The 25,079-nt window shown below is 60.4% G+C and carries 17 protein-coding genes; 12 read left to right on the top strand and 5 right to left on the bottom strand.

Translation table 11 applies throughout. The features are described 5' to 3' along the window. Nucleotides 1-84: 84 nt before the first annotated feature. Nucleotides 85-942 carry a xanthine dehydrogenase accessory protein XdhC gene (gene xdhC / locus KFS80_RS07135; RefSeq protein ID WP_212544346.1) on the top strand — a complete coding sequence of 286 codons (858 nt, stop codon included), beginning with the start codon at nucleotides 85-87 and terminating at the stop codon, nucleotides 940-942. Nucleotides 943-955: 13 nt separating this feature from the next. Further along, nucleotides 956-2,260: a guanine deaminase gene (gene guaD, locus KFS80_RS07130; protein ID WP_212544345.1), complete on the top strand. Its 1,305-nt coding sequence runs from the start codon at nucleotides 956-958 to the stop codon at nucleotides 2,258-2,260. Between the two features lie 157 nt (nucleotides 2,261-2,417). Here the strand turns inward: guaD and KFS80_RS07125 are convergent, their stop codons facing one another. Beyond that, nucleotides 2,418-3,182 (bottom strand): GntR family transcriptional regulator, encoded by a 765-nt coding sequence (locus tag KFS80_RS07125; protein ID WP_212544344.1) that lies wholly within the window; start codon nucleotides 3,180-3,182, stop codon nucleotides 2,418-2,420. A 342-nt stretch (nucleotides 3,183-3,524) separates the two neighbouring features. Between KFS80_RS07125 and KFS80_RS07120 the strand changes: the two genes are divergently transcribed. Further along, nucleotides 3,525-4,715 carry a benzoate/H(+) symporter BenE family transporter gene (locus KFS80_RS07120; protein ID WP_212544343.1) on the top strand — a complete coding sequence of 397 codons (1,191 nt, stop codon included), beginning with the start codon at nucleotides 3,525-3,527 and terminating at the stop codon, nucleotides 4,713-4,715. Nucleotides 4,716-4,845: 130 nt separating this feature from the next. Here the strand turns inward: KFS80_RS07120 and KFS80_RS07115 are convergent, their stop codons facing one another. Further along, a complete protein-coding gene (locus KFS80_RS07115; protein WP_007916365.1) occupies nucleotides 4,846-5,190 on the bottom strand; it encodes a YggL family protein in 345 nt (114 codons plus the stop codon). 233 nt (nucleotides 5,191-5,423) lie between these two features. Here KFS80_RS07115 and dacB point away from each other — a divergent pair, with 233 nt between their 5' ends. Next, nucleotides 5,424-6,884: a D-alanyl-D-alanine carboxypeptidase/D-alanyl-D-alanine endopeptidase gene (gene dacB, locus KFS80_RS07110; RefSeq protein ID WP_053118738.1), complete on the top strand. Its 1,461-nt coding sequence runs from the start codon at nucleotides 5,424-5,426 to the stop codon at nucleotides 6,882-6,884. A gap of 108 nt (nucleotides 6,885-6,992) precedes the next feature. Here dacB and KFS80_RS07105 read toward each other — a convergent pair whose 3' ends face one another. Beyond that, complete coding sequence (locus KFS80_RS07105) at nucleotides 6,993-9,374, bottom strand: sensor domain-containing diguanylate cyclase (protein WP_212544342.1); 2,382 nt, start codon at nucleotides 9,372-9,374, stop codon at nucleotides 6,993-6,995. Nucleotides 9,375-9,519: 145 nt separating this feature from the next. After that, nucleotides 9,520-11,790, bottom strand: coding sequence for a bifunctional 23S rRNA (guanine(2069)-N(7))-methyltransferase RlmK/23S rRNA (guanine(2445)-N(2))-methyltransferase RlmL (gene rlmKL, locus KFS80_RS07100; RefSeq protein ID WP_159815720.1), 2,271 nt, complete (start codon nucleotides 11,788-11,790; stop codon nucleotides 9,520-9,522). 532 nt (nucleotides 11,791-12,322) lie between these two features. Between rlmKL and rmf the strand changes: the two genes are divergently transcribed. Further along, nucleotides 12,323-12,538: a ribosome modulation factor gene (gene rmf, locus KFS80_RS07095; RefSeq protein WP_003223300.1), complete on the top strand. Its 216-nt coding sequence runs from the start codon at nucleotides 12,323-12,325 to the stop codon at nucleotides 12,536-12,538. Between the two features lie 266 nt (nucleotides 12,539-12,804). Here rmf and KFS80_RS07090 read toward each other — a convergent pair whose 3' ends face one another. Further along, nucleotides 12,805-13,827, bottom strand: a complete 1,023-nt coding sequence (locus KFS80_RS07090; protein ID WP_212544341.1) for a quinone-dependent dihydroorotate dehydrogenase — start codon at nucleotides 13,825-13,827, stop codon at nucleotides 12,805-12,807. Between the two features lie 222 nt (nucleotides 13,828-14,049). On the opposite strand from KFS80_RS07090, the gene KFS80_RS07085 reads away from it, so the two are divergent. The 7 genes from KFS80_RS07085 to KFS80_RS07055 all read left to right on the top strand — a co-directional run bounded on the left by KFS80_RS07085 (nucleotide 14,050) and on the right by KFS80_RS07055 (nucleotide 25,076). Continuing rightward, nucleotides 14,050-15,261, top strand: coding sequence for a CmpA/NrtA family ABC transporter substrate-binding protein (locus KFS80_RS07085; RefSeq protein ID WP_212544340.1), 1,212 nt, complete (start codon nucleotides 14,050-14,052; stop codon nucleotides 15,259-15,261). Nucleotides 15,262-15,275: 14 nt separating this feature from the next. Beyond that, on the top strand, nucleotides 15,276-15,851 hold the full coding sequence (locus KFS80_RS07080) for an ANTAR domain-containing response regulator (protein ID WP_007916390.1): 576 nt from the start codon (nucleotides 15,276-15,278) through the stop codon (nucleotides 15,849-15,851). A 431-nt stretch (nucleotides 15,852-16,282) separates the two neighbouring features. Next, entirely contained in the window at nucleotides 16,283-17,494 is a 1,212-nt protein-coding gene (locus tag KFS80_RS07075) for a nitrate/nitrite transporter (RefSeq protein WP_053118728.1), read from the top strand. A gap of 7 nt (nucleotides 17,495-17,501) precedes the next feature. Continuing rightward, nucleotides 17,502-19,172, top strand: a complete 1,671-nt coding sequence (locus KFS80_RS07070) for a bifunctional protein-serine/threonine kinase/phosphatase (RefSeq protein ID WP_212544339.1) — start codon at nucleotides 17,502-17,504, stop codon at nucleotides 19,170-19,172. 422 nt (nucleotides 19,173-19,594) lie between these two features. Continuing rightward, nucleotides 19,595-22,048 carry a nitrite reductase large subunit NirB gene (gene nirB / locus KFS80_RS07065; RefSeq protein WP_212544338.1) on the top strand — a complete coding sequence of 818 codons (2,454 nt, stop codon included), beginning with the start codon at nucleotides 19,595-19,597 and terminating at the stop codon, nucleotides 22,046-22,048. After that, complete coding sequence (nirD, locus tag KFS80_RS07060; RefSeq protein ID WP_212544337.1) at nucleotides 22,045-22,362, top strand: nitrite reductase small subunit NirD; 318 nt, start codon at nucleotides 22,045-22,047, stop codon at nucleotides 22,360-22,362. Before nirB ends, nirD begins: the two co-directional genes overlap by 4 nt. Then, entirely contained in the window at nucleotides 22,362-25,076 is a 2,715-nt protein-coding gene (locus KFS80_RS07055) for a nitrate reductase (RefSeq protein WP_212544336.1), read from the top strand. The genes nirD and KFS80_RS07055 overlap by 1 nt, the downstream gene beginning before the upstream one ends. Nucleotides 25,077-25,079 lie beyond the last annotated feature (3 nt).

Below are 25,079 nucleotides of genomic sequence, written 5' to 3'. Positions count from 1 at the left end.
TCTGCGTCGCATCCTGAACAGCGGACGCGGAGCGTCCAGTGATGCATTCCCACGCAGAGCGTGGGAACGATCTGAGAGGTGTGTATGTACAACTGGATCGACGCCCTCGCCGACCTGCAGAACCAGGGCGAGCCCTGTGTGCTGGTGACGATCATCGAAGAACTCGGCTCGACGCCACGCAACGCCGGTTCGAAAATGGTCATCAGCGCCAACCAGAGTTTCGACACCATCGGTGGCGGGCATCTGGAATACAAAGCCATGCAGATCGCCCGCGACATGCTCGCCAGCGGCAAGCAGGACACCCATCTGGAGCGCTTCAGTCTCGGCGCGAGCCTTGGCCAGTGCTGCGGCGGCGCCACCGTGTTGCTGTTCGAACCGATGGGCCAGGTGCAGGCGCAAATCGCCGTGTTCGGTGCCGGCCACGTCGGCCGCGCTTTGGTGCCGCTGCTCGCCAGCCTGCCCTGCCGGGTGCGCTGGATCGATTCGCGCGATGCCGAATTCCCCGAACACATCCCCCACGGCGTGCGTAAAATCGTGTCCGAAGAGCCCGTGGATGAAATCGATGACCTGCCCGCCGGCAGTTATTGCATCGTCATGACCCACAATCATCAGCTCGACCTTGAACTCACTGCCGCGATTCTCAAACGCAACGACTTCGCCTACTTCGGCCTGATTGGCTCGAAGACCAAACGCGTGAAGTTCGAACACCGTCTGCGCGATCGCGGTTTCGACAGTGGCGTCGTGCAACGCATGCGCTGCCCGATGGGCATTGGCGAAGTCAAAGGCAAACTGCCTGTGGAAATCGCCATCTCCATCGCCGGCGAAATCATCGCCACCTATAACGCCAACTTCGGCCAGCAGACTGCCAGCGCCGAACCGATTGCCAAACTGCTGCCGGTTTCACGGCGCAGTCAGGCCGCCAAACTCAAAGCCTCAAACTGATTAGAGAACCCTCATGCCTCTGACTCGCAAAGCCTACCGCGCCGCCATCCTGCACAGCATTGCCGACCCCGCCGAAGTCGGGATCGAAGCCTCCTACGAGTATTTCGAGGATGGCCTGCTGGTGGTCGATGGCGGCAAGATCAGCGCCCTTGGCCACGCCAGTGATTTGCTGCCGACCCTGCCGGCGGACATCGAAATCACCCAATATCAGGACGCCCTGATCACCCCGGGCTTCATTGACACGCACATTCACTTGCCGCAAACCGGCATGGTCGGCGCCTACGGCGAGCAACTGCTCGACTGGCTCAACACCTACACCTTCCCGTGCGAGAGCCAGTTCGGCGACAAGGCCCACGCTGACGACGTCGCGGACATCTTCATCAAGGAACTGCTGCGCAACGGCACCACCACCGCGCTGGTGTTCGGTAGCGTGCACCCGCAGTCGGTGAATTCGTTCTTTGAAAAGGCCGAGCAGCTCGACCTGCGCATGATTGCCGGCAAGGTGATGATGGATCGCAATGCGCCGGATTATCTGACCGATACCGCCGAATCCAGTTACGTCGAAAGCAAAGCGCTGATCGAGCGCTGGCACGGCAAGGGCCGCTTGCACTACGCGGTGACCCCGCGTTTCGCACCGACCAGCACCCCGGAACAACTGACCCTCGCCGGGCAACTGCTGACTGAATACCCGGATCTGTACATGCAGACCCACATCAGCGAGAACCTCAAGGAAATCGAGTGGGTCAAGGAGCTGTTCCCGGAGCGCAAGGGCTACCTCGACGTTTACGACCACTACAAATTGCTCGGCGAGCGCTCGGTGTTCGCCCACGGCGTGCACTTGTGCGACGACGAATGCGCGCGTCTGGCGGAAACCGGCTCGGCGATCTCGTTCTGCCCGACGTCGAACTTCTTCTTGGGTAGCGGCTTGTTCAACCTGCCGATGGCCGAGAAGCACAAACTCAACGTCGGTCTGGGCACTGACGTCGGCGGCGGCACCAGTTTTTCGCTGCTGCAGACGCTGAACGAAGCGTACAAAGTGATGCAACTGCAAGGTGCGCGACTGAGCCCGTTCAAGTCGCTGTATCTGGCGACGCTGGGTGGCGCGCGGGCGCTGCGTCTGGAAGACAAGATCGGCAACCTGCAACCGGGTTCCGACGCTGACTTCCTGGTGCTGGACTACAACGCGACGCCGCTGCTGAGCTATCGCTTGAAGCAGGCCAACAACATTGCCGAGTCGTTGTTTGTGTTGATGACGCTGGGTGATGATCGTACGGTGCAGCAGACGTATGCGGCGGGGTCTTTGGTGCATCAGCGCTAAGCTTTTCCGAGCCATAAAAAATCCCCCGGTGGTGTTTACCCCGGGGGATTTTTTGTTGCCTGTCAGATCGCCTTCGCGAGCAAGCCCGCTCCCACAGGGGGAATGCATTTCAAATGTGGGAGCGGGCTTGCTCGCGAAGGGGCGGACTCGGTATCACTTAGAGCTTGGCGCTCGAGCGCCCTGGCTTCTTGGTCTGCAACAAATGCGAGAACACCGCATGCAAATCATCCGACGCGCTTTCTTCGTCGAGGTTGAGCTTGCTGTCGATGTGATCCATGTGATGCATCATTAAACGCACCGCCAGATCGCCGTCGCGCTTTTCAATCGCGTCGATCAACTGGGTGTGTTCGTCGTAGGAACAGTGCGAACGGTTGCCGCTTTCATACTGGGCAATGATCAGCGACGTCTGCGACACCAGGCTGCGCTGGAAGCTGATCAACGGCGCGTTCATCGCCGCTTCCGCCAGTTTCAGGTGGAATTCGCCCGACAGACGAATACCGGCGCCGCGATCACCGCGCGAGAAGCTGTCGCGCTCATCGTTGACCATCTGCCGCAGCTCGGCGATCTGCTCGGCGGTGGCGTGTTGCACCGCCAGCTCAGTGATCGCGCGCTCGACCAGACGACGGGCGAGGAACACCTGACGCGCCTCCTCGACACTCGGGCTGGCGACGACGGCGCCACGGTTCGGCCGCAACAGCACCACGCCCTCATGGGCCAGACGCGACAGCGCGCGGCGAATGATGGTGCGGCTGACCCCAAAGATTTCCCCCAGCGCTTCTTCGCTCAACTTGGTGCCGGGCGCCAGACGCTGTTCGAGGATGGCCTCGAAGATATGCGCGTAGACAATATCGTCCTGGGTTCCGCTGCGGCCGGCTTTGCCTGCTCGCGGTTGTTTCTTGAGGGGTTGCAACTGTTCGTTCATGGGCACTCGAGTCGGGAGAACTGCGGCGAATAGACCGTGACTGTAATACGGCACAGTAGGTCGCTGGCAAGTATCGCGTAAAAAACACCGCGATTGTACACAATGGATGGTGGCAACACGACTGTACGGCTGTTTGTGAGTTCGGCTGTATTGCAACGATCCGTTACGATTGAGTTTAGGCTTGATCCCGAAATCCGCCGCCCGCCACAATTCCCCCCTGTGGGAGCGGGCTTGCTCGCGAAAGCGGTGTATCCGTCGCCATTTGCGTTGGCTGACACACCGCCTTCGCGAGCAAGCCCGCTCCCACAAGGGATCTTCATTGGTATAAGGAACACCGCCGTCATGAACGACGCCACGCACAATCAACTGCGCCCGCTGGCCGACACGTCACCATCAGCGATCGTCGCCGGTTTTATCGCGATGATGACCGGCTACACCAGCTCCCTGGTGTTGATGTTCCAGGCCGGGCAAGCGGCGGGCCTGACCAGCGGGCAGATTTCTTCGTGGATCTGGGCGATTTCGATCGGCATGGCGATGTGTTCGATCGGCCTGTCGCTGCGCTATCGCACGCCAATCACCATCGCCTGGTCGACGCCCGGCGCGGCGTTGCTGATCACCAGTCTGGGCGGCGTCAGTTATGGCGAAGCCATCGGCGCCTACATCACCTGCGCGGTGCTGGTGACCATTTGCGGGCTGACCGGCAGCTTCGAACGGCTGGTAAAAAAGATCCCGGCGTCCCTGGCGGCGGCGTTGTTGGCGGGGATTCTGTTCAAGATCGGCAGTGAAATCTTCGTCGCCGCACAGCACCGCACGGGTTTGGTGCTCGGGATGTTCTTCACCTATTTAGTGGTCAAGCGCCTGTCGCCACGTTATGCGGTGCTCGCGGCGCTGCTGATTGGCACCGCACTGTCGGGCTTCATGGGGCTGCTGGATTTCAGCGGTTTTCATCTGGAAGTGGCGACGCCCGTGTGGACGACGCCGCATTTCTCGCTGGCGGCGACCATCAGCATCGGCATCCCGCTGTTCGTGGTGGCGATGACCTCGCAGAACATGCCCGGCATCGCCGTTTTACGCGCCGATGGCTACACCGTCCCCGCCTCGCCACTGATCACCACCACCGGCATCGCCTCGCTGTTGCTGGCACCGTTTGGCTCCCACGGCATCAACCTCGCGGCGATCAGCGCGGCGATTTGCACCGGGCCGCACGCCCATGAAGATCGCAACAAGCGCTACACGGCAGCGGTGTGGTGCGGGATTTTCTACGGGATTGCCGGGGTGTTCGGCGCGACATTGGCGGCCTTGTTTGCAGCGTTGCCGAAAGAATTGGTGTTGTCGATTGCCGCGCTGGCGCTGTTCGGCTCGATCATCAATGGCTTGAGCATTGCGATGACTGAGGTGAAGGAACGGGAAGCGGCGCTGATTACCTTTATGGTCACGGCGTCGGGGTTGACGCTGTTTTCCATTGGGTCGGCGTTCTGGGGGATTGTTGCGGGGGTTTTGACGCTGCTGATTTTGAATTGGCGCAAGGCCTAAAAGATCGCAGCCTTCGGCAGCTCCTACAGGAGATTGAGCTCCCCTTTAGAAGCTGTCGAGTGAAACGAGGCTGCGATCTTTTGATCCACCCAAAAAAACGGCGACCCTCAGGTCGCCGTTTTTGTCAGTATCACTTAGCCGCGTTGATCGGCTTTTCCGGATACCAAACGTCCAGCAACGGGCTGACTTCATACTTGGTCAGCTCGGAGCGGGTTTTCAGCCAGGCTTCAACGGCAGCGCGCTGCTCTTCGTTGACCGAGCCACGCTTCTGCAGGCAAACCAGACCGAAGTCGTCGCCGCCAACATAACCCAGACCGTTGGCTTCCATGGCTTCTTTGATGAATGCTTCGAGGAAAGCGTCAATGGCTTCTTCGGACAAGTCTTCTTTGAAGTCCAGGTTCAGTTCGAAACCCAGCTCTTGAAATTCATCAACGCACAGTTTTTTGCGCAGACGCTGGGAACGGTTAGTCGCCATTGGAACAATCCTCTTAAGTAAATACGGCGGGCACTTTACCAGTTTCAGCAATCGTTTGCCCGCCTCTCTGGACACAGAGGCCGACCGCCTGTAAAAAAATCAACGAATCGCCACCCCGAGGGAGCCACAATCGGTTACACCTTGGGGCATAATGCCGACACTTTCGTGACCACTGAGGACCTTTTCATCCATGTCCTCGTCTTTTTCCCCTCGGCTGTAGGGTTTTATTTCATATGATCAAATCGTTGCGTCCACTGTTTCTCGCCGGCCTACTTCTGCCTCTGGCCCTGCCTGTTTCCGCTGCCACCATCAATACTTCCCTCACCCCGAACGTCGAAAAAGCCCTCAAGGCAAGCAAATTGCAGCCTAGCGCCCTGTCGCTGGTGATGGTGCCGCTCGACGGGCCGGGCACGGCGACCGTGTTCAACGCCGACGTGTCGGTCAATCCGGCCTCGACCATGAAACTGGTGACCACCTACGCGGCGCTGGAAATGCTCGGCCCCAATCATCAATGGAAAACCGAGTTCTACACCGACGGCACACTGAGCGGCGGCATCCTCAACGGCAACCTCTACCTCAAGGGTGGCGGCGATCCGAAGTTGAACATGGAAAAACTCTGGCTGCTGATGCGCGACCTGCGCGCCAACGGCGTGACGCAGATCACTGGTGATCTGGTGCTCGACCGCAACTTCTTTATCCAGCCGCAACTGCCGGAATTCAACGATGACGGCAATGATGAGAACAAGCCGTTCCTGGTCAAGCCGGACTCGCTGCTGGTCAACCTCAAAGCCCTGCGCTTCGTTGCGCGCAACGACGGTGGCCGTGTACTGATCTCGGTCGAGCCGCCGATTGCCAGCATCCACATCGAAAACACCGTCAAAGCCCTGCCGTCGAAGCAATGCACCGGCGGCGTGCGCTACAACCCGGTGCCGCAAGCCGATGGCAGCGTGACCGTGACCGTTGGCGGCCAGTTGGGCGAAGGCTGCAGCTCGCAGACTTATCTGTCGCTGCTCGACCACGCGACTTACACCGCCGGCGCCGTGCGCGCGATCTGGAAAGAACTGGGCGGCAGCATTCAGGGCCGCGATCGCCTGGCGACCACGCCAAGCAACGCCAAACTGCTGGCTCGCGCTTACTCGCCGGATCTGGCCGAGATCATTCGCGACATCAACAAATACAGTAACAACACCATGGCCCAGCAACTGTTCCTGAGCCTCGGCCAGAAATTCCGCAACGACGCCGACGGCGATGATGCCAAGGCTGGGCAACGCGTCGTCCGTCAGTGGCTGGCGAAGAAAGGCATCACCGCGCCGCACCTGGTGATGGAGAACGGCTCCGGTCTGTCCCGCGCTGAACGCGTCAGCGCCCGTGAAATGGCAAACATGCTGCAAGCCGCGTGGCACAGCCCGTATGCCGCTGAATACATCAGCTCGCTGCCGATCGCTGGCACCGACGGCACCATGCGTAAACGCCTGAAAACCACGGCAATGCGCGGCGAAGCGCACGTCAAGACCGGCACCTTGAACACCGTGCGGGCGATTGCCGGCTTCAGCCGTGACGTCAATGGCAATACCTGGGCGGTGGTGGCAATCCTCAACGACAAAGCCCCGTTTGGCGCCTCGTCGGTGCTCGATCAGGTGCTGCTGGATCTGTATCGCCAGCCGAAGCTGCCGCAGACTGCGTCAGTGCTCTAAAAGCAAAAGATCGCAGCCTTCGGCAGCTCCTACAGGTGAACATTTACCCTGTAGGAGCTGCCGAAGGCTGCGATCTTTTGATCTTTTGTAGGAGCAAGGGTTTAGCCGTTAGCTCATCTGTTCGACGCGATCGCGGCCGCCCTGTTTTGCCGCGTACACCCCGGAATCCGCACGTAGCAGCAGCGCATCCGCGCCCTCTCCCGTGCGCCAACTGGCGATGCCGAAACTCGCCGTGACCACGCCGACCACATCCACCGGCGCGCCCCGCAAGCCCTGCCACAGCTCAACCGCCAGCATGTGCGCGTGCTCGCCGTCGATGTCCGGGCACAGCACCATGAATTCCTCGCCGCCCAAACGGCAGAACACATCGGTGCGCCGCAACCGGTGGCCAATGCGTTCGCACACCGCCTGCAAAACCCGATCGCCCACGGCATGCCCGTACTGGTCGTTGATGCGTTTGAAGTGGTCGATGTCGAGCATGATCACCGACAACTCGCCGCCGCCACGCTCGACCCGAGCCATTTCAGTGGTCAGGCGTTCCTGGAAATAACGGCGGTTATGAATGCCGGTCAGCGAGTCCGTCACCGACAGCGCACGCAGTTCTTCCTCGACGCGTTTGAGGTCGGAAATGTCGGAGATGTAGCCATGCCACAACACTCCGCCGCCCGGCAGCTCTTCCGGCGTCGCCTCGCCGCGCACCCAACGCAGGCCGCGCTCGGGCAGTTGCACGCGGTATTCCTCGCGCCACGGGCTGAGGTTGTCCGCAGACTCACGGATCGAAGCGCGCACCCGCGTGGTGTCCTGCGGATGAATGCGGGTGAAGATCGCCTCGGCATTCAGTAGCAGAACATCCGGCTCCAGTTCGTAGATCTCTCGAATGCCGTCGCTGGCGTAGATCACGCTGAAGCGCCCGTCGAATTCCATCTTGAACTGGTAAATGCCGCCGGGTACATGAGCGCTGAGTTTCTTCAGCAACACATCCCGTGCCGCCAGCGCCTCGTGCACACGCTTGCGCTCGGTGATGTCGATGCAGATCGCCAGATGCCCGACCCAAAGCCCCTGCTCGTCGAGCACCGGGGTGGCGAGCATGTTCACTGGCAGATGACTGCCATCGCTGCGCACCAACGTCCACTCGCGCGCTTCATGACCACCGACTTCGCCGCCCTCAACCAGCATCGCGTGGCAAGTCGGAATGCTTTTGCCGTAACGCGCGCTCAACTCCGCCGAACGTGTGGCGAGTTCTCGCGGCAGATGCAGGTTTTCCAGGGTCATGTGGCCGATAACGTCAGCGCTGCTGTAACCGAGCATTTGCTCGGCGCCGGGATTAAACGTGCTGATCACGCCGCGCAGGTCGGTGGCGATGATTGCCACTTGTGTTGCCGCGTTGAGCACACCGCGCAACTGACCATGGGTGCCGCGCAATTCCTGTTCGCTGGCGTGCAGTTCCTCGGTGCGTTGCTCGACCATGCGCACCGCGCGCTGACGCTGACTGACCAGCACATACAGCAGCGCACTGAGCAAAACGCTCAACAGCCCACCGAGAATCACAATGCTGCCAACCGACGAATGGTTAGCCTGCATAAACGCTTCACTCGGCAGGATATCGACCTGATAGTCGTGATCGGCCATTCGCAACAGGCGAGTCGCGGACAAGTCACTCGGCGCCGGCTCATTGGTCGATTCGAACAACACTTCGTGCTGATCATTGGTCGACAGATCGAGAATGCGCACCGACAGATAGTCATGAAACGCGTCCGGCAAACCGTCGGCGAGCAGTTGGCGCATGCTGATCACCGCCGCGACATAACCGAACGACTGCTGCTCACCCTCATGGATCACGGGAGCCACCAAAAGCACCCCGCGCGCGTAGGAAGGTTCGGTGCTGACCAGGTGCAACGGTTGCGACACCGCCAGATTGTTCAACTGATCGGCACGCATCAGCGTGTCACGGCGCATCGGTTGCGCGAGCAAGTCGTAACCCAGCGGCGAGCCGAGCTTGCTCTGGGTCTGGCTGTACAGCACCGGCACGTACTGATCGCGAGGCGCGGCCAGTTGCAACTCGCCATGGGCATTCAGTTCGCGAATGGTGAAATCGCCCAAGCCGTCATCCCGCACGCGCTGCTCAAACGTCGCGCGCTCGGCGCCACTGACCTTGAGGGCGAACGAATAGGCTTGAGTACGCAGTAACAGAGGTTGGGTGTAACCGTCGAATTCGGCGCGGGACACCGATTCAGAATTGGAGAAGAAACGGCGCAGACCGTCGAGGCGTTGCTCTTGATCTTCAAAGCGTTCTTCGATGCGGCTGTAACGTTCATTGGTCAGCAGTTGGAAACGCTGACGCAATTGCTGGTGAAATTCGTTGAGGGTGGCCCAGGCGAGCAGCCCCGTGAGAATCCCGCCGGCGAGCAATACCAGCAGCGCGACCAGCCAGGCCGAGACTTCTTCGCTGATAAAACCCAGTATCTTCGGGCGCACGGGGTGCAACGACATAAGGACAACTCACTACGCCAATGTTCCGGGAAAAACCCCTTGGCCATGGGTTGAGTTATAGCTATTAGCCATTAATTTGGCTAGCGCTGACTGGATCCAAGAGCCTTTAAAAATCAAGGCTCTGTGGATCCAGTCTGGCGAAGCGTCAACGAGCCGTTATTTTCCAGGCGCGGTGGATCTTGGTGTTGCGGGCGAAATCCGGATCAATGGTCTGTGCGCTGATTTCCTCAACCGCGTAACGCTCGGTCAGGTTTTCTTCCAACTGGAACTTGCGGAAGTTGTTCGAGAAGTACAACACGCCGCCCGGCGCCAGACGCGCCATGGCCAGGTCGATCAACTGCACCTGATCACGCTGCACGTCGAAGATGCCTTCCATACGCTTGGAGTTGGAGAAGGTCGGCGGATCGATGAAGATCAAGTCGTACTCTTCACGGCAGCTCTCCAGCCAGACCATCACGTCGCCCTGCTCCAGACGGTTCTTGTCCGAGAAGCCGTTCAGCGACAGGTTGCGGCGCGCCCAGTCGAGGTAGGTTTTCGACAGGTCGACGCTGGTGGTGCTGCGCGCGCCGCCCTTGGCTGCGTGCACGCTGGCGGTCGCGGTGTAGCAATACAGATTGAGGAAACGCTTGCCCTCGGCCTCTTTCTGAATGCGCATGCGGATTGGGCGGTGATCAAGGAACAGGCCGGTGTCGAGGTAGTCGGTGAGGTTGACCAGCAACTTCACGCCGCCCTCGGTGACTTCATTGAACTTGCCCTGCGCGCTCTGACGCTCGTACTGCTTGGTGCCGCTCTGGCGCTCGCGGCGTTTGACCACCACGCGGCTCTTGTCGACGTTCAGCGCCTGCGGAATCGCCGCCAGCGCATCGAACATGCGTGCCGAGGCTTTTTCCGGATCGATCGACTTCGGCGCGGCGTATTCCTGCACATGCACCCAGTCGTGATACAGATCGATCGCCATCGCGTACTCAGGCATGTCGGCATCGTAGACGCGGTAGCAATCGATGCCTTCGCGCTTGACCCACTTGCTCATCGCCTTGAGATTTTTTTGCAGACGGTTGGCAAACATCTGCCCGCCTTCGCTCAAGCGCGGCTGCTCGATCACTGGTGCCGGGGCTGGCGTCGGTTTGATCGGGTTGCCGTTCTTGTTGAACTTGCGCTCTTGCGGCTCGTCCGGGGTTTGATCGTAAGCCGCTTGCTCACGCTCGGCCTGACGCTGTTCCGGCGTACGACGCTCGCCAGTGACGAACTGATCCGGAGTGACCTTGATCAGCAACAGCTTGCACGGCAACGCGCCGTTCCAGAACGAATACTGTTTGTGGCTGCGGATGCCCATGCGCTTGCCGAGATCCGGCGCGCCGGTGAACACCGCTGCTTCCCAGTTCAGGCAAGCCTGACGCAGACGCTCGCCGAGGTTCTGGTAGAGGTACAACAGGCTGGCTTCGTCACCGAGACGCTCGCCGTACGGCGGGTTGCAGATGACCAGACCTTTCTGGTTCTGATCCGGACGCGGCTCGAAAGTGGCGACTTCGCCTTGGTAGATCTTGATCCACTCGCTCAGACCGGCACGCTCAACGTTGTTGCGACCCGGTTGAATCAAACGTGGATCGGCTTCGTAACCGCGAATCCACAGCGGTGGCTTGGCCAGACCGGCAGCGGCGCGTTCAGCAGCTTCTTCATGCAGTTTTTTCCACAGCGCCGGCACGTGACCGAGCCAAGCGGTGAAACCCCACTGCTCACGACGCAGGTTCGGTGCCATGTCGGCGGCGATCATCCCCGCTTCGACGAGAAACGTTCCGACACCGCACATCGGGTCAGCCAGCGCGCCGCCTTCAGCGGCAATGCGTGGCCAGCCGGAACGGATCAGGATCGCCGCCGCGAGGTTTTCCTTCAGCGGCGCGGCGCCCTGCTGCAAGCGATAGCCGCGCTGGTGCAGGCTGTGGCCGGAGAGGTCGAGGGAGAGAATTGCTTCGCCGCGATCCAGACGCAGGTGAATGCGCAGATCCGGGTTGAGCTTGTCGATCGACGGACGGTCGCCCTGCGGCGTGCGCAGTTTGTCGACGATGGCATCTTTGACCTTCAGCGCGCCGAAGTGGGTGTTGTCGATGCCTGAGCCGTGGCCGCTGAATTCAACGGCCAGAGTGCCGTCGCTAAGCATGTGATCCTGCCACTCTACGTCGAGGACGCCGTGGTACAGGTCTTCGGCGTCCTTCATCGGGAAGCGTTTGAGCACCAGCAACACGCGGTTAGCCAGACGCGACCAGAGGCACAGGCGATAAGCGGTTTCCATGGTCGCCATGCCACGCACGGCGGAGGTGTGCTCGCGCGCTTCTTCAAGGCCAAGCCCGACGGCTTCCTCGATGAGCAGGCCTTCAAGGCCTTTAGGGCAAGTGAGGAAGAGTTCGAAACTGTCGGACATGGTATTTCCAAAGCCTTTGGCTAGTGAACCGGCAACGCATTGCCGATCCGGTTTTCAATCAGGCGCTTTTCTAAAAGAACGCCCGCGTGGCACGAAGGTGTGCCGTTCCATCCCCGCTGCTCGGGTTAAAAGAGCTTAGATGCAAGGACAGATAAAAAAGTTGGAGTAACAAAAAGTCTTAAAGCGACCCTTCGTCGAATAGTACCCCAGCGCAAACGTGGGTCATTCTCACTAAAGAATTAAGCCCATCATCCAGCGCGGGGCCGATCATACCGGGGTTTGCTCAATAAACGTTCAATAAATACGCGGTTACTTATCGCTATAGCACCCTTTTCGTTACGTCCTTATGACAAAACGGTCATTCCATCGCTGTGACTCATTGGTTAGAACTGACCACAGGTTGACGTCGCAACGGCGTCAACACCTTGGCTCGCCACGCCGGCAGCGAGCCGCACCACGGCAGAGTTTTTTCTGCCAGACCTCGATTGAGGTCGACGCGACACAAACAGTCAACAAGTGAGGGCAACACCCTATGAGAAGACTTAAGCGTGATCCGTTGGAAAGAGCATTTTTGCGCGGATATCAATATGGCGTTGGTGGCAAATCCCGTGAGCTTTGCCCATTTACTCTACCGTCGGTACGTCAAGCCTGGATTAACGGCTGGCGAGAAGGACGCGGCGACAACTGGGACGGTATGACCGGCACTGCGGGAATCCATAGACTCAACGAACTTCACGCCGTCGGCTGACACAGGGCACTTACTCCGACACGACAATCTGAATTTGTAACGACTTACCATGCACGTCCTTCCCGGACGGCGGGCTACGGCCCAGGGGCTCCTTCGAGGAGCCCTTTTTTATGCCCGAAAACTCGACTGTCACCCACCTTTCGATTGGCGGGCAACTACCCCTGTAGGAGCTGCCGAAGGCTGCGATCTTTTGATCTTGTTTTTTAGAATCAAGATCAAAAGATCGCAGCCTTCGGCAGCTCCTACATTGACCGGGTCGGGTCGGGTTATTTGCGCAGGGCGGCGATTGCGTCTACGGATTCACGGATCAGCGCCGGGCCCTTATAGATGAAGCCCGAATAAATCTGCACCAGGCTCGCACCCGCGAGAATCTTCTCCGCCGCATGCTTGCCTTCAGTAATCCCGCCAGCAGCAATAATCGGCAAACGCCCAGCCAACTCGCCCGCCAGCACTTTCACCGTATTGGTGCTCTTCTCACGCACCGGCGCGCCAGACAAACCGCCCGCCTCGTCGCCATGTTCCATGCCTTCAACGCCAACACGGCTCAGGGTGGTGTTGGTCGCGATCACCGCGTCCATCCCGGTGTCGATCAGCGCCTGCGCCACCTGCGCGGTTTCTTCGTCGGTCATGTCCGGCGCGATCTTGATCGCCAGCGGCACATGCTTGCCATGACGCAACGCCAGTTCGGCACGGCGCGTGGCCAGATCGGCGAGCAACTGCTTGAGCGAATCACCGAACTGCAAACTGCGCAGGCCCGGGGTATTCGGCGAGCTGACGTTGACGGTCACGTAGCTGGCGTGGGCGTAAACCTTGTCCAGGCAGATCAGGTAGTCGTCGACCGCACGCTCAACCGGCGTGTCGAAATTCTTGCCGATGTTGATGCCCAGCACGCCGTTGTATTTCGTCGCCGCCACGCGCGCCAGCAGGTTATCGACACCGAGGTTGTTGAAACCCATGCGATTGATGATCGCCTCGGCTTCCGGCAGACGGAAAATCCGAGGTTTCGGGTTGCCCGGCTGTGGACGCGGGGTCACGGTGCCGATTTCGACAAAACCGAAACCCAGTTGCGCGAAGCCATCGATGGCTGCGCCGTTCTTGTCCAGACCCGCCGCCAAACCCACCGGGTTGGGGAATTCCAGGCCCATGACGGTCACCGGGACTTTTGCCGGTGCCTTGCACAGCAAGCCGTTGAGGCCCAAACGTCCGCCCGCGCCGATCAGATCCAGCGACAGATCGTGGGAGGTTTCCGGGGAAAGTTTGAACAACATCTGACGGGCCAGGGTGTACATGGGCGGCTTTGACTCGGGCGGCGAAAAGAGGCGGCGATTATAGCCGGGCATCGCCCCACCGCGCGAGGCGCACGCGCAAATCGCGGCGAGTGGCATATGCCTTGCACCGCCATCGTTATCAGCTTGCAGGCCAATGGCGGCGTGCGGGCAAGGACAATGGCGTCGTCCCGGGTTTTGCCTGCGCAAAGTCCGCGGCGGCGTTTTTTTTCGAGGTAGCGTTGGATGAATGAACCTTCGGTAGGGCCGCTGGCCTGGGTCAACGGCAGCGATGCTCCGGAAAAGAGTGCAATCAACCTCGGCTTCATGGCCCTGAGCGATTGCGCCTCGGTGGTGGTCGCGGCCACGCAAGGCTTTGCTCAGCCTTACGGATTGACCCTGAACCTCAAGCGCCAGACCTCTTGGGCAGGTTTGCGCGACAAACTGGTCAACGGCGAACTCGATGCCGCGCACAGTTTGTACGGGCTGATTTACGCGGTGCATCTGGGCATCGGCGGTGTCGCGCCGACCGACATGGCGGTGCTGATGGGCCTCAATCAAAACGGCCAGAGCCTGAATCTTTCGCACGGTTTGCAGAACCTCGGCGTGACCAGTCCTGACGCGCTGGATCGCCACGTGCACCAAAGCCGCGCAAAACTCACCTTCGCCCAGACCTTCCCCACCGGCACCCACGCGATGTGGCTTTATTACTGGCTGGCGAGTCAGGGCATTCATCCGCTGCAGGATGTCGACAGCGTGGTGGTGCCGCCGCCGCAAATGGTCGCGCACTTGCAGGCCGGGCGCATCGACGGTTTTTGCGTCGGCGAACCGTGGGCCGCCAGCGCGGTGCAGCAGGATCTTGGTTTCACCCTCGCCACCAGCCAGACCATCTGGCCCGATCACCCGGAAAAAGTCCTCGGCTGCACCCGCGAATTCGTCGATCAGTACCCGAACACCGCACGCGCGTTGGTGATGGCAATCCTCGAAGCTAGTCGTTTCATCGAAGAAAGTCCGGAAAACCGCCGCAGCACCGCGCAATTGCTCAGTGCGCCGGAATACCTCGATGCGCCAGTGGCGTGCATCGAACCGCGTTTTCTCGGTGATTACGCCGATGGCCTCGGCAACCGCTGGCAGGATCCTCATGCGCTGCGTTTCCACGGCCACGGCGAGGTGAATTTGCCGTACTTGTCCGACGGCATGTGGTTCATGACCCAGTTCCGTCGCTGGGGCTTGTTGCGTGAAGACCCGGATTACCTCGCCGTTGCCCGCCAGGTTCAGCAGCTCGATCTGTATCGCGACGCCGCCACCGCGGTCGGCGTAGCGGCGTGGGGCACCGACATGCGCAGCAGTCAGTTGCTCGACGGCAAAATCTGGGACGGCAGCGACCCGGCCGCTTATGCGCGCAGCTTCAAACTGCACGCCATGAGCGACGACTCAGCCCTTCTCGCCCGCCGCTGACAGGAGACGCGAACATGTTGCGCATTCTGCTGATCAACGACACCGCGAAAAAAGTCGGACGCCTGAAAGCGGCGCTGACCGAAGCCGGTTTTGAAGTCATCGACGAATCCGGCCTGACCATCGACCTGCCCGCGCGCGTCGAAACGGTGCGCCCGGACGTGATCCTGATCGATACCGAGTCACCGAGCCGCGATGTCATGGAACAAGTGGTGCTAGTCAGCCGCGACCAGCCACGGCCGATCGTGATGTTTACCGACGAACATGACCCGGGGGTGATGCGTCAGGCGATCAAATCCGGGGTCAGTGCCTACATCGTCGAAGGCATTCACGCCCAGCGTTTGCAGCCGATTCTCGATGTGGCGATGGCAAGATTTGAGAGTGATCAGGCGTTGCGTGCGCAGTTGCAGGCGCGCGATCAGCAACTGGCGGAGCGCAAGCGTATCGAGCTGGCCAAGGGCTTGTTGATGAAGATGAAGGACTGCAATGAGGAAGAGGCGTACACGCTGATGCGGCGCCAGGCGATGAGCCGGCAGCAGAAGCTGATTCAAGTGGCGGAGCAGATTATTGCCATGAGTGAGTTGTTGGGTTGAGGTGTTTTCACCGCTGAAAAGCCCCTCACCCTAGCCCTCTCCCGGAGGGAGAGGGGACTGATCTAGGTGTCTGGCGTCAAACATCGACCTGAAAGACCGAGTCGATTATGGATTCACAACAGAAATCACAGGTCGACGTACTTCGCGAGCATCCCCCGGTCAGTCCCCTCTCCCTCCGGGAGAGGGCTAGGGTGAGGGGCTTTTGATTTCCCGCTGTTGGCACAAATCTCGCTAAGCATTCCCTCAGGTAACCAACGGCGGTTGCCCCACCCACGACAAAGACGTCGCTCACCCGTTCGCCACATCCGGCGCAGCAGGTAGCGGCGTTTTTGCGTTTTGGCCCCACAGACCGGGGCCGGTGGTGCGGCCGTGCGGCGCCCCACCTGCTGTTGCATGACTCCTTTCGAGACTCTTTTCAGCTGAGGTGCGCGATGAATTCAAGCTTCTGGAAATCCGGCCACACCCCGACATTGTTCGCGGCCTTCCTCTATTTCGACCTGAGCTTCATGGTTTGGTACCTACTCGGCCCTTTGGCGGTGCAGATCGCCGCCGACCTGCACCTGACCACACAACAACGCGGCCTCGTCGTCGCCACGCCGATCCTTGCTGGTGCCGTTCTGCGCTTCATCATGGGCATGCTCGCCGATCGACTGTCGCCGAAAACCGCCGGGCTGATTGGCCAGGTCATCGTCATCTGCGCACTGTTCGGGGCTTGGAAAATCGGCATCCACAGTTACGAACAAGCGCTGATCCTCGGCCTGTTCCTCGGCATGGCCGGCGCTTCGTTTGCCGTCGCCCTGCCGCTGGCCTCGCAATGGTACCCGCCGCAACATCAGGGCAAAGCCATGGGCATCGCTGGCGCGGGCAACTCCGGCACCGTGTTCGCCGCGCTGCTCGCCCCGGTGCTCGCCGCCGCTTACGGCTGGAGCAATGTTTTCGGCTTCGCCTTGATTCCGCTGATCCTGACGCTGGTGCTGTTCGCCTGGCTGGCGAAAAACGCGCCGGAACGGCCAAAAGCCAAAGCCATGACCGACTACTTCAAAGCCCTCGGCGACCGCGACAGTTGGTGGTTCATGTTCTTCTACAGCGTCACCTTCGGCGGCTTTATCGGCTTGGCCAGCGCCCTGCCCGGCTATTTCAACGATCAATACGGTTTGAGCCCGGTGACTGCCGGTTACTACACCGCCGCTTGCGTGTTCGGCGGCAGTTTGATGCGCCCATTGGGTGGCGCGCTGGCTGACCGTTTCGGTGGCATTCGCACCTTGCTGGCGATGTACACCGTCGCTGCGATCTGCATCGCCGCCGTTGGCTTCAACCTGCCAAGTTCCTACGCGGCACTCGCGCTTTTCGTCTGCACCATGCTCGGTTTGGGGGCAGGCAACGGTGCGGTATTCCAACTGGTGCCGCAGCGTTTTCGTCTGGAGATCGGCGTAATGACCGGGCTGATCGGCATGGCCGGCGGCATTGGCGGTTTCGCCTTGGCGGCGGGCATGGGTGCGATCAAGCAGAGCACCGGCAGCTACCAACTGGCGCTGTGGTTGTTCGCCAGCCTTGGCGTGTTGGCGTGGTTCGGCCTGCACGGCGTCAAGCGTCGCTGGAGAACCACTTGGGGCTCCGCAGCGGTGACGGCGGCGCGGGTCTGAGGCGTCGATGGTCCTGCAACTGAGTTTCGCCGAAGCCAGCGCCACCGGGCCGCGCACGGAGAATCAGGACGCTGTGCGCCTGGTCACGCCGGCCCCGGCGCTGGCGGCGAGCAAGGGTTACCTGTTCGCCATCGCCGACGGCGTCAGCCAATGCGCCGATGGCGGCCTCGCCGCGCGCTCAACCTTGCAGGCCTTGGCGCTCGACTATTACGCCACGCCGGAAACCTGGAGCGTGGCGCAGGCGCTGGATCGCTTGCTGGTCGCGCAAAACCGCTGGTTGCAGGCCAATGGCGGTGGGCAGCCGTTACTCACCACTGTCAGCGCTTTAGTCATGCGCGGTCGGCGCTTTACCCTCGCCCATGTAGGAGATTGCCGGGTGTATCGCTGGCACGCCGACACGTTGCAGCGCATCAGCGAAGATCACGTCTGGGAGCAGCCGGGCATGCAGCATGTGCTCAAGCGTGCGCTCGGGCTGGATCAACATTTGGTGCTGGATTTTCTCGACGGTGAATTGCGTGACGGCGAAAGCTTTGTGCTGCTCAGTGATGGCGTCTGGTCAACCCTGGGCGATACCGCGATTGCGGCGATCCTGCGTGATCAGCCGGATCTGCACAGCGCGGCGCAAACATTGGTCAACGCCGCGCATCTGGCCGGCAGTCAGGACAACGCCAGCGCTTTGCTGGTGCGGGTCGATGCGGTTGGCGAGGCGAGTTTTGGCGATGCACTGATGCATTTGCAGCAATGGCCACTGCCGCCGCCGCTGAAACCCGGTCAGTCGTTTGAAGGCTGGCAGGTGCAAGGCATCGTCGCGCAGAGCCAGCAATCACTGCTGTACCGAGTACTGGATAGTCAAGGTCAGACGTGGCTGTTGAAAACCCTGCCCACACGTTCCGCTGATGATTCCTGTGCCGGGCAAGCGCTGTTGTCCGAGGAATGGTTTCTGAAACGTGTGGCCGGACGGCATTTTCCTGAAGTCCATGCGTGCAATCAGCGTCAGCATTTGTACTACGTAATGCGGGAATATTCCGGCAAGACGCTGGCGCAGGTTTTTCAAAAAAACGGGGCGTTACCGTTGGCGCAGTGGCAAGACATTGCCGAACGCCTGCTGCGTGCAGTCGGGCTGCTGCATCGGCGGCAGATTCTGCATCGGGACATCAAACCGGAGAATCTGCATTGGGGGGATGACGGTGAGCTGCGGCTGCTGGATTTTGGCCTGGCGTATTGCCCGGGACTGTCCGAAGACGCACCGTCGACGTTGCCGGGGACGCCGAGTTATATCGCCCCGGAAGGCTTTCGCGGTGATCCGCCGAGTGCGCAGCAGGACTTGTACGCGGTGGGCGTGACCCTGTATTTCCTGCTTACGGGGCACTTTCCTTACGGCGAGATCGAAGCGTTTCAGCGGCCGCGATTTGGGCTGGCGGTGAGCGCCGGGCGTTATCGACCGGATCTGCCGGAATGGCTGGCGCAAAGTCTGCAGCGCGGCGTGGCGGCTGATCCGCAGCAACGCTTTGAAACAGCGGAAGAATGGTTGTTGGTGTTGGAACAGGGCGAGCGACGCAGTTTGAGCGTGCGGCCTCGGCCGTTGCTGGAGCGTGAGCCGTTGAAGGTGTGGCGGACGATGGCGTTGCTGGCATTGCTCGGGAATCTGGTGCTGCTGGTGTTGCTGTTTCACAGTTGAACCGCGCCGCGCCATTCGCGAGCAAGCCCGCTCCCACAGGGGATTTGTGAACGACACAGACCCCCTGTGGGAGCGGGCTTGCTCGCGAAGGCGTCAGCCCAATCACCAATAATCCACCCGCCTGAACGCCCCACGAACGAGCAACCCGCCTCCATTCAGTGCAAAAAATCACCTTCAAAACCTGCCACCCCCCAATAAACCCGCCCCCACCGCCACTTGGCACAACCACTGCATTACCCCACCCAACACACACATAAAGCCCAACCTTCAACGACGAAGGCTGCGCTTCCCGAGAGAACGGGACCAGGACAAAGGCGTCCTCGCTAGGCAACTAGCGGGACGCCTTTTTTTGTTTGCGCAAAATTTCTCGAGCACGGCCTGACTGCCCACAAGAGGCCAGCCGCAGCTCCCCGGAGAACCTGATGAAAAAACTCAAACTGGTGATGATCGGCAATGGCATGGCCGGGGTTCGAACCCTCGAAGAGCTGCTCAAACTGAGCAATGAGCTGTACGACATCACCGTCTTCGGCGCCGAACCGCACACCAACTACAACCGCATCCTGCTCTCGCCGGTGCTGGCCGGTGAGCAGACCTTCGAAGAGATCGTCCTCAACGACCTCGACTGGTACCTGGAAAACCACATCAAGTTGCTGCTCAACCGCAAAGTGGTGGAGATCGACCGAGTCAAACGTCGAGTGATCGCCGACGACGGCACCGAAGCGGAATATGATCGCCTGCTGATCGCCACCGGTTCGACGCCGTTCATTTTGCCGATCCCGGGCAACACCCTGCACGGCGTAATCGGCTACCGCGACATCGCCGATACCCAAGCGATGATCAACACGGCGAAAACCCACAAACACGCGGTCGTCATCGGTGGCGGTTTGCTCGGACTCGAAGCCGCCAACGGCCTGATGCTGCGCGGCATGCACGTCACCGTGGTGCACATCGGTGAGTGGTTGCTTGAACGGCAACTGGACAAAACCAGTGGCCAGTTGCTGCAAAGCGCTCTCGAATCCCGTGGCCTGAACTTCCGTCTGTGCGAACAAACCCAAGCCCTGCACGACGCGGGCAACGGTCGGGTCGGCTCGGTGCAATTCAAGAACGGCGACATCATCCCCGCCGATCTGGTGGTGATGGCTGCGGGCATTCGTCCCAACACCGAACTCGCGGAAAAGGCCGGCATCCCGTGCAATCGCGGGATCCTGGTCAACGACACCCTGCAAACCTACGACCCGCGCATCTATGCGATCGGCGAGTGCGCCAGCCATCGCGGCATCGCTTACGGCCTGGTTGCGCCGCTGTTCGAACAGGCCAAGGTCTGCGCCAACCACCTCGCACAACTGGGGTTCGCCCGTTATCAGGGCTCGGTGACTTCGACCAAATTGAAAGTCACCGGCATCGACCTGTTTTCCGCCGGCGACTTCATGGGCGGCGAAGGCACCGAGACCATCACCCTCTCCGACCCGATCGGCGGCGTGTACAAAAAACTGGTGATCAAGGATGACGTGCTGGTCGGCGCCTGTCTGTACGGCGATACGGCAGATGGCGGTTGGTATTTCCGACAGATTCGTGAGAATCACGCCATCGGCGAGATCCGCGATCACCTGATGTTTGGCGAAAATGCGTTAGGCGACGTAGGACATCAGGGCCAGGACAAAGCCATGGTCATGGCCGACACCGCCGAAGTCTGCGGCTGCAACGGTGTGTGCAAAGGCACCATCGTCAAAGCGATTCAGGAACACGGCCTGTTCAGCGTCGATGAGGTGAAGAAACACACCAAAGCCGCCAGCTCCTGCGGCTCCTGTGCCGGGCTGGTCGAGCAGATCCTGATCAACACCGTCGGCGGCGCGGCAGACGTCAAACCGAAAAGCGAAAAAGCCATCTGCGGCTGCAGCGACCTCAACCACGGACAGATTCGTCAAGCTATTCGCGAAGAACATCTGCTGACCATCGCTGGCACCATGAATTACCTCAACTGGCGCACGCCGAACGGCTGCGCCACCTGCCGCCCGGCGCTCAACTATTACCTGATTTCCACCTGGCCCGGCGAAGCCAAGGACGATCCGCAATCGCGTCTGATCAACGAACGTGCGCACGCCAACATCCAGAAGGACGGCACCTATTCGGTGGTGCCACGGATGTGGGGCGGCGTGACCAACCCTTCGGAACTGCGGCGGATAGCCGACGTCGCCGACAAATACAACGTGCCGATGGTCAAGGTCACCGGCGGGCAGCGCATCGATTTACTCGGCATCAAAAAGCAGGATTTGCCCGGTGTCTGGAAGGATCTCGACATGCCTTCCGGCCATGCCTACGGCAAATCCATTCGCACGGTGAAGACCTGCGTCGGCAGTGAGTTCTGCCGTTTCGGCACACAGAATTCGACGCAACTGGGCATTGAGCTTGAGCATGACCTGTTCAACATGTGGTCGCCGCACAAAGTGAAACTGGCTGTCTCCGGATGCCCACGCAACTGCTCGGAAGCGGGGATCAAGGACGTAGGAATTATCGGCGTGGATTCCGGCTGGGAGATGTACATCGGTGGCAACGGCGGGATCAAAACCGAGGTCGCCGAGTTCTTCGTCAAGCTGAAAACCGCCGAAGAAGTCCGTGAATACAACGGTGCCTTCCTGCAGCTGTATCGCGAAGAAGCCTTCTACCTCGAACGCACCGTGCACTACCTGCAACGGGTCGGCATGGAGCACATCAAAAAAGCCGTGCTGGAAGACCCGGAGCGCCGCAAAGCCCTGAACGAGCGCCTGCAATTCTCCCTGTCGTTCGAACAGGATCCGTGGAAAGAACGTCTGGCCGAGCCGCAATTGAAGAAAGAATTCGACGTGATCCCGGTGAAAAATCTGGAGGTGCCAGCATGAACTGGCTCGATATCTGTGCCCTTGAAGAAATCAACGCCCTCGGTTCGCGGATCATTGCCGGGCCGAAAGGTGACATCGCGATTTTTCGTACAAGCGACGACGAAGTTTTCGCCCTCGACGACCGCTGCCCGCACAAGGGCGGACCACTCTCGCAAGGCCTGATCTACGGCAAACGCGTCGCCTGCCCGCTGCACAACTGGCAGATCGACCTTGAATCCGGCGAAGCTCAGGCACCGGACATCGGCTGCGCGCACCATCACCCGGCGCGGATCGAAAACGGTCGCGTGCAGTTGGCTCTGCGGGACGCCATCTGATGAACCGCCAGACGACCGCCTCGACCTGCTGTTATTGCGGGGTCGGCTGCGGCGTGCTGATCGAGCATGACGGCGAGCGCATCCTCGGCGTCAGCGGCGATCCGGCGCATCCGGCCAACTTCGGCAAACTGTGCAGCAAAGGCTCGACACTGCACCTCACCGGCGACCTCACGGCCCGTGCCCTGTACCCGGAATTACGCCTGGGCAAAAGTCTGGCGCGCAGCCGCACCGGTTGGGACACGGCGCTGGAACACGCTGCCAATGTCTTTGCCGAGACCATCGCCGAACACGGCCCGGACAGTGTGGCGTTTTACATCTCCGGGCAATTGCTCACCGAGGATTACTACGCCTTCAACAAACTGGCGCGGGCCTTGGTTGGCACCAACAACATCGACAGCAATTCGCGGCTGTGCATGTCTTCAGCAGTGGTCGGCTACAAGCGCAGCCTCGGCGCCGATGCGCCGCCGTGCAGCTATGAAGATCTGGAGCTCAGCGATTGCGTGATGATCGTCGGCAGTAACATGGCCTACGCCCATCCGGTACTTTTCCGTCGACTGGAAGAGGCGAAATCCCTGCGTCCACAGATGAAAGTCATCGTCATCGATCCTCGGCGCACCGACACCTGCGACCTCGCGGATCTGCACCTGGCGATTCTGCCGGGCACCGATGTCGCTTTATTCCATGGGATTTTGCACCTGTTGTTGTGGGAAGACTGGATCGACCGCGACTTTATCAAGGCACACACCGATGGCCTGGCCGAACTGAAAAGTCTGGTGCGCGATTACACCCCGCAAATGGTTTCGCAACTGTGCGGGATCAGTGTCGAGCAATTGCAGCAATGCGCGGAATGGGTCGGCACTTCGCCGAGTTTTCTGTCGTTATGGTGCATGGGCTTGAACCAGTCCACCGCCGGCAGCGCGAAGAACAGCGCACTGATCAATCTGCACCTGGCCACCGGACAAATCGGCCGCCCCGGTGCAGGACCTTTCTCTCTGACCGGTCAGCCGAATGCCATGGGCGGAAGGGAAACCGGCAGCCTGTCCAATCTCTTGCCGGGCCATCGTGATGCCGCCAACCCTGAGCACCGCGCCGAAGTGGCGGCTTACTGGGGCGTGGAGCAGTTGCCGGAAAGCGCCGGCCTCAGCGCTATCGAACTGTTCGAGCAGGTGCGCAACGGCAAGATCAAAGCGCTGTGGATCGCTTGTACCAACCCTGCGCAATCCATGCCCGATCAAAGCTCAGTGCGTGCAGCGCTTGAAGCCTGCCCATTCGTGGTGTTGCAGGAAGCTTTTCGCACCACCGAGACGGCGGCTTTCGCCGACCTGCTGTTGCCGGCCGCCAGTTGGGGCGAGAAGGAAGGTTCGGTCACCAACTCCGAACGGCGCATTTCCCACGTACGCAAAGCCATTCTCCCACCCGGTGAAGCACGACCGGACTGGGCGATTACGGTGGATTTCGCACAGCGTCTGGAGAAACGTCTGCGCCCACAAGCATCGAGCCTGTTTGCCTTCACACAGCCTGCGCAGTTGTTCGATGAGTTCAAAGGGCTGACCCGTGGCCGCGATCTGGATTTATCCGGAATCAGCCATGCCTTGATCGACCAGATCGGCCCACAACAATGGCCCTTCCCCGTCGGCGCGCAGCAAGGCACGGCGCGGCTGTACGTCGACGGTATTTTTCCTACGGCAAATGGTCGAGCACAGTTCATCGCCGACCCGTATCGCGCCGCCAAGGAACAACGTGATGCACGCTTCCCGCTGACGCTGATCACCGGACGCCTGCGCGATCAGTGGCACGGTATGAGCCGCACCGGCACGGCAGCGCAGTTGTTCGGTCATGTCAGCGAAGCAGTGTTGAGCCTGCACCCCGACGAAATGCGTCGGCATCGCTTGCAGCCGGGTGATCTGGTCAATCTGAAAAGTCGGCGTGGCGCGGTGATCGTCGCGGTCGGCAGCGATGACAGTGTGCGTCCGGGCCAAGCCTTTCTACCGATGCACTGGGGCGATCGTTTTCTCAAGGGCGGCGTCAACAGCCTGACCTTGCCGGCGATCGATCCTTTGTCGAAACAACCGGAACTGAAACACAGCGGCGTGCGCCTGGAAGCGGTGAATCTGCCGTGGCAACTGTTCGCACTCATCGAAGGCAATGTTCAACAGCATTTCGAGACGCTACGACCACTCTGTGAGGCGTTTTCCTACGTGAGTCTCAGCCTTGTCGGACGTGAACGATCGGCGTTGCTGATACGCGCTGCCAGCAGCGAAGCACCGGATCCACAGTTGCTGGGTGAAATCGACCGCTGCCTGTCGCTGATCGATGGCCCGGTGCTGGCCTATGACGACCCACGCCGCGCGATCGGCAAACGCGTGCGCATCGAGAATGGCCGGATCACCGCAATTCGTCTGGCCGGCGAAACCCTCGCACAGCACTGGCTGCAAGGCCTGTGGCTGGAAGGTCGCGCCGACGAGCAACTGCGCCGCTGGCTGCTGGCGCCGATGAGTGCGCCACCGGGTAATGCCGGAGCACCAATGATGACGGCGAAAACGGTGTGTAACTGCAAAAACGTCAGCCTCGACGCAGTGTGCACCGGCATTCGCCAAGGTCTCGATCTGCAAGGTTTGAAAAATCAACTGGGGTGCGGCACGCAATGCGGTTCCTGCGTCCCGGAAATAAAACGTCTGCTGGCTGCCAATGTGCAGCCGGTCGCGCTCATCTGATGA

This window comes from Pseudomonas rustica, from assembly GCF_018336155.1.
Classification (GTDB): domain Bacteria; phylum Pseudomonadota; class Gammaproteobacteria; order Pseudomonadales; family Pseudomonadaceae; genus Aquipseudomonas; species Aquipseudomonas rustica.
Note: the sequence above shows the minus strand (reverse complement) of the source record. Positions and strands in the feature narration are given on the sequence as shown.

Excerpts from the sequence above, each read along its gene's own strand:
- KFS80_RS07055 (WP_212544336.1), top strand. The coding sequence starts at position 22,362 with ATGAACCGCCAGACGACCGCCTCGACCTGCTGTTATTGCGGGGTCGGC.
- KFS80_RS07080 (WP_007916390.1), top strand. The coding sequence starts at position 15,276 with ATGTTGCGCATTCTGCTGATCAACGACACCGCGAAAAAAGTCGGACGC.
- KFS80_RS07125 (WP_212544344.1), bottom strand. The coding sequence starts at position 3,182 with ATGAACGAACAGTTGCAACCCCTCAAGAAACAACCGCGAGCAGGCAAA.
- KFS80_RS07115 (WP_007916365.1), bottom strand. The coding sequence starts at position 5,190 with ATGGCGACTAACCGTTCCCAGCGTCTGCGCAAAAAACTGTGCGTTGAT.
- KFS80_RS07105 (WP_212544342.1), bottom strand. The coding sequence starts at position 9,374 with ATGTCGTTGCACCCCGTGCGCCCGAAGATACTGGGTTTTATCAGCGAA.
- nirB (WP_212544338.1), top strand. The coding sequence starts at position 19,595 with ATGAAAAAACTCAAACTGGTGATGATCGGCAATGGCATGGCCGGGGTT.
- xdhC (WP_212544346.1), top strand. The coding sequence starts at position 85 with ATGTACAACTGGATCGACGCCCTCGCCGACCTGCAGAACCAGGGCGAG.
- KFS80_RS07075 (WP_053118728.1), top strand. The coding sequence starts at position 16,283 with ATGAATTCAAGCTTCTGGAAATCCGGCCACACCCCGACATTGTTCGCG.
- rmf (WP_003223300.1), top strand. The coding sequence starts at position 12,323 with ATGAGAAGACTTAAGCGTGATCCGTTGGAAAGAGCATTTTTGCGCGGA.
- guaD (WP_212544345.1), top strand. The coding sequence starts at position 956 with ATGCCTCTGACTCGCAAAGCCTACCGCGCCGCCATCCTGCACAGCATT.
- KFS80_RS07070 (WP_212544339.1), top strand. The coding sequence starts at position 17,502 with ATGGTCCTGCAACTGAGTTTCGCCGAAGCCAGCGCCACCGGGCCGCGC.
- rlmKL (WP_159815720.1), bottom strand. The coding sequence starts at position 11,790 with ATGTCCGACAGTTTCGAACTCTTCCTCACTTGCCCTAAAGGCCTTGAA.
- KFS80_RS07090 (WP_212544341.1), bottom strand. The coding sequence starts at position 13,827 with ATGTACACCCTGGCCCGTCAGATGTTGTTCAAACTTTCCCCGGAAACC.
- nirD (WP_212544337.1), top strand. The coding sequence starts at position 22,045 with ATGAACTGGCTCGATATCTGTGCCCTTGAAGAAATCAACGCCCTCGGT.
- KFS80_RS07085 (WP_212544340.1), top strand. The coding sequence starts at position 14,050 with ATGAATGAACCTTCGGTAGGGCCGCTGGCCTGGGTCAACGGCAGCGAT.
- dacB (WP_053118738.1), top strand. The coding sequence starts at position 5,424 with ATGATCAAATCGTTGCGTCCACTGTTTCTCGCCGGCCTACTTCTGCCT.
- KFS80_RS07120 (WP_212544343.1), top strand. The coding sequence starts at position 3,525 with ATGAACGACGCCACGCACAATCAACTGCGCCCGCTGGCCGACACGTCA.